The sequence below is a fragment of the Zooshikella ganghwensis DSM 15267 genome, from assembly GCF_000428585.1.
GTDB lineage: Bacteria > Pseudomonadota > Gammaproteobacteria > Pseudomonadales > Zooshikellaceae > Zooshikella > Zooshikella ganghwensis.
This window is the reverse complement of sequence record NZ_AUAF01000240.1, coordinates 1-4,598: the sequence shown is the minus strand read 5'-3', so window position 1 is coordinate 4,598 and position 4,598 is coordinate 1. Positions and strand designations below refer to the sequence as shown.

Here is a 4,598-nt window from a genome sequence, read left to right as displayed (position 1 = left end):
CCCAACAAAATACACCAGTAACAGCAATGCCCATTAGGATAATCGTTAACCAATGACGCTGAATTCGACTTAACCCAGACGATTGAAAAGAAACGGTAAGGGTGTCGTTAAGAGCCTGAACAAACGTTATCACATGGGGAATTGGGGTAATCAACACAAGTCGTCATCTAGTCGCCATTAAAGTAGAAGCACGATATACTACACTATCACTGGTCTACAGGTGTCGTGTTGATCGTTCTTTGCTAGGCGAAGAAATGGAGCCATACTTGTAGTCCAGCCTTCTGAACCTCTCTCCCTGCTAGTCAAGCATTAAAAACTTCGGAATCGAGTAGCAGAAACAGCGCAAGGAGGAGTAATTAACTCACTGGCGGCTGAAGGTGGTTTAGAATCGACTTTTTGGGCTGGACCCGCCTGGCATTGGCCTGATAAGCATAGGTAATCTTCCTTTCACTTTGGCATTGAAGCCAGTTTGTGCTAACAGGGCAAATTCCACCACAGGTATAGCTTAACCTTGACTGTGTATGCATACCCTATGTTGACCAAACTAGCTTCCCTAAAAATAATGCACTGCAGATATAAAACTATTCTCTTCCACTTTCAACAACAAAGTCATAAAATTCATGTTTTTTTCTTAAATCTTTTATTTTATTTTCTTTTTTTAGAAGGTTATATCCCTGTTCAAATTCACTATACATCACCTTATAGTTGCTTAATTTTTTAGGAAATCCTAAGTGAACTGATAGCGTTGAAAGGTCAACATTCTTTTTTAAATCATGCCAAGTTGTTTTTGGATAATTACGGATTAAATAGTATTTTAAAACACGCCCATCGGCTGCAATCAAATCAACTCTGCCTGCCAAAAACATCGTTAGGTTTTTTTCTGTGCTCACTTCTTCATGTTTGGCTATGAACGGGGCATTATTAAACTCATTAGAATAGTGATAGCCTCTTACTACACTCACTTTATAACCTAGTAAGTCTTGTACTGTACTGCCATTAATACCTTTTGACTTCAAACTAAACAGTGACTGTACTGAATAAGTAATAGGGGAGGAATACTGGAAGTAAGCTTCTCGTTCAGGCACATAATAAATCCCAACAACACCATCATATAAACCCTGTTTAGTGCGTTCAAATGCACGATTCCAGGATGTGTAAATAATGTGAACTTTTTTACCCATACGCGCATATGATTCATAAATGACTTCAGCAACAAAGCCTTCATCAGCCATTGCATGCCCATAATAAGGTGGCCATGACTCTGTGGCAAAAATATAATCAAATTTTGATTTATCAAATTTTGATTCATCTAAAGCACATGAGATTGGCACATAAATAAAACAAATAGTAATCAATGATCGTATAACCGAACTCACTCCTACTTTAATTAAATACTTATACTTTTCTGTATTCATACATATTTTTTAGCGAAATTAGTGCGTCTTTTTTAATGAAACAATCAACTACGTCTTGTGAACCTAATTTTGATAATTTACTTAAGCTACACACTTGGCTTATAAACCAGCAGGTAGATTACCTTATAAAGTTAAGATCAATTCAAAAAAGCTAATTGAACACATAACCCTAAAATACTTATTAAAATTAAATACCTGTTACAAATGTAGCAAACTCTTTAAAAAAATCATATAATCCGCTCCTTTTTTGCCTGATCACTGTACTGACCTAAAAGAGGCTATCAAATCTCTTTGAACACCTTGAAATCAGTGATAGAGGCAAGTCGTCTTGTAAAAGGTTAACTATAGTTGCCTTTAAGGTTTATTTATCATTATCAGGGTTATTATGCTGCTGTACTCAAAAAAACATGACTGGCTTGGCAATATCAGAGCAGATGTACTCGCCGGACTCGTAGTTGCATTAGCACTTATTCCAGAAGCGATTGCTTTTTCAATCATCGCGGGTGTTGACCCCAAAGTGGGTCTTTATGCGTCTTTCAGCATTGCCGTTGTCACCGCCTTCGTTGGTGGCCGTCCAGGTATGATATCTGCGGCCACAGGAGCCATGGCATTACTAATGGTCACATTAGTAAAAGAACACGGCCTGCAATACCTACTAGCAGCTACGCTCCTGACAGGGGTGTTACAAATTATTGCTGGGTACTTAAAACTGGGTGAGCTGATGCGTTTCGTGTCCCGTTCAGTTGTGACTGGGTTTGTTAATGCTTTGGCCATTTTAATTTTTATGGCGCAGCTACCCGAGCTTACTAATGTAACCTGGCATGTATACGCAATGACGGCTGCAGGGTTAGCAATCATCTATTTATTTCCTCTACTGAACAAGACTATTCCCTCTCCACTGGTGTGCATACTTACCTTAACAGCACTTTCCTTATGGTTAGGGCTTGATATTCGAACTGTGGGTGATATGGGCGAGTTACCGGATACACTGCCTCTCTTTTTATGGCCGGATGTTCCCTTTAGTTTTGAAACCTTATCGATCATTTTTCCATACTCAGCTGCTCTGGCCGTTGTTGGCTTGCTTGAGTCACTTATGACTGCCACGATTGTTGATGATCTAACTGATACCCCCAGTGATAAAAATCGAGAATGTAAAGGCCAAGGTATTGCTAATGTTGTCACAGGCTTTATTGGCGGTATGGCTGGCTGTGCCATGATTGGTCAGTCAGTGATCAATGTGAAGTCTGGTGGTAGAGGCCGCTTATCAACCTTGGTTGCTGGGGTTATGCTGTTAATCTTGGTGGTTTTCTTTAACCAGTGGGTTGCCCAAATACCAATGGCAGCGCTGGTGGCAGTCATGATCATGGTATCTATTGGTACCTTTAACTGGAGTTCTATTCGCGACCTTAAACACTATCCTCTCTCGACCAATATTGTCATGTTAACCACAGTTGTTGTGGTCGTCTGGACACACAACTTAGCATTTGGTGTATTAGCGGGTGTATTGTTAGCTTCACTTTTCTTTGCTAACAAAGTAAGCCACTTTATGTATATTGAGTCCAAGCTGGATGAAGCTACAGAAACAAGAACCTATCAGGTTATTGGTCAAGTCTTTTTTAATTCTGCAGATAAGTTTGTCGCCGCTTTTGACTTTAAGGAAGCACTTGATAAGGTAGTCATTGATTTACACCGAGCACACTTTTGGGACATAACAGCAGTCAGTGCTTTAGATAAAATTGTCATCAAATTTCGTCGAGAAGGTGCTGAAGTAGAGCTAATCGGCCTGAATGAAGCAAGTGCTACGATTGTAGACAGGTTTGGGGTACACGATAAACCAGAAGAAATAGAGAAAGTACTTGGGGGTCACTAACCAATGAATACGAAAGAATCCAAGGTGCTTGCGTGTATTGATGGCTCTCGTTATAGCACTGCAGTATGTGATTACTCAGTATGGGCCAGTCAACGAATTAATGCGCCCTTGAAGCTTCTCCATAATATTGAACACCATCAGATACCAGGAATGGTTGATCTATCAGGCAGTATCGGCCTAGGTAGCCAGGAAAAGCTACTTGATGAACTGACGACACTCGAACAACAGCGCAGCAAGTTATTAGTTCAACAAGGTAAAATCATGCTTGATGCTGCAAAGGCGCGCGCTGAACAAGCGGGTGTTAAAGACATTATTGCCAAGCAGCGTCATGGCAGTCTTACAGAGTCACTCATCGAACTAGAAGATGAAATTCGCGTCTTGGTGCTCGGCATTCGAGGTGAAGGCCATGAAGATGATGATAAACAGGTTGGCGCTCACCTTGAAACCATCATCCGTTCTTTACACAAGCCCATTCTCGTTGTGAATAAAGCGTTTAGCGAACCACAGCGCATCATGCTGGCTTATGATGGCAGTGAGGCTGCAGAAAAAGCACTGGATATGATCGCTCATCGACCGTTATTCAAAGGGCTGCCTTGTCATGTAGTTTATGCTAACCCCAACCCTGAAAAACACACTGCTAACTGCTTACCAAATGCCGTTAGCAAATTAGAAGCAGCCGGGGTGGACGTCATTACCGCCACATTAGAGGGTAAGCCAGAGGATGCTATCTGTGCATATCAAGCTGAGCACCAAATAGACTTAATTGTTATGGGTGCTTTTGGCCATACGCGCATCAGAGAACTATTACTTGGCAGCTTTACTGCCAAAATGTTATCTGCGACTCAAAAACCTCTGCTTTTACTGCGTTAAGAGTTCACTGTAAACACATGGGCTGACTCGATGTTAATTCGAGCTTAGCCCATGATCTCCAATCAGACCTTACCTCCAAACATCTTATCCGCAAAATCATCTACTCTTAATAAGACTGTTTGCTTCGTTATTCGATATCTGTAGTAATCCTTCAAGATGCATAACTCGACTTTGGCCATTTAACTTAAGCAAGTATGCTTAAATAATGAGCAGAATTTGATTTTTTTGGTAGAAAACAAGCAGAATAACTGGAGTTCAAGTGGCAATGACGGCACAATTTTTTTGACAAAAAAATTAAACCATTCCAAGGAAGGGACCGTCATTGCCTGACTCAATTATAACGATTTTATCCGCATTTGCACCTTTAATGAGTTCAGCTACTTGGCTAAAAGCAACGACTTTAATAAAGGGCGCTTTGTTATGCAGGGGACCAAGACGTATTA

At 40.7% G+C, this 4,598-nt stretch carries 3 protein-coding genes; 2 read left to right on the top strand and 1 reads right to left on the bottom strand.

Annotated elements, in window-relative coordinates:
- Positions 1-581: 581 nt before the first annotated feature.
- Positions 582-1,415 carry a substrate-binding periplasmic protein gene (locus F607_RS0124980; protein ID WP_027710211.1) on the bottom strand — a complete coding sequence of 278 codons (834 nt, stop codon included), beginning with the start codon at positions 1,413-1,415 and terminating at the stop codon, positions 582-584.
- Between the two features lie 385 nt (positions 1,416-1,800).
- Between F607_RS0124980 and F607_RS0124975 the strand changes: the two genes are divergently transcribed.
- Together F607_RS0124975 and F607_RS0124970 are read left to right on the top strand one after the other, a co-directional pair.
- The gene (locus F607_RS0124975) at positions 1,801-3,285 is read left to right on the top strand and encodes a SulP family inorganic anion transporter (RefSeq protein WP_027710210.1); all 1,485 of its coding nucleotides are present in this window, start codon (positions 1,801-1,803) and stop codon (positions 3,283-3,285) included.
- A gap of 3 nt (positions 3,286-3,288) precedes the next feature.
- Positions 3,289-4,155, top strand: a complete 867-nt coding sequence (locus tag F607_RS0124970) for a universal stress protein (protein ID WP_027710209.1) — start codon at positions 3,289-3,291, stop codon at positions 4,153-4,155.
- The last annotated feature ends 443 nt before the right edge of the window (positions 4,156-4,598 follow it).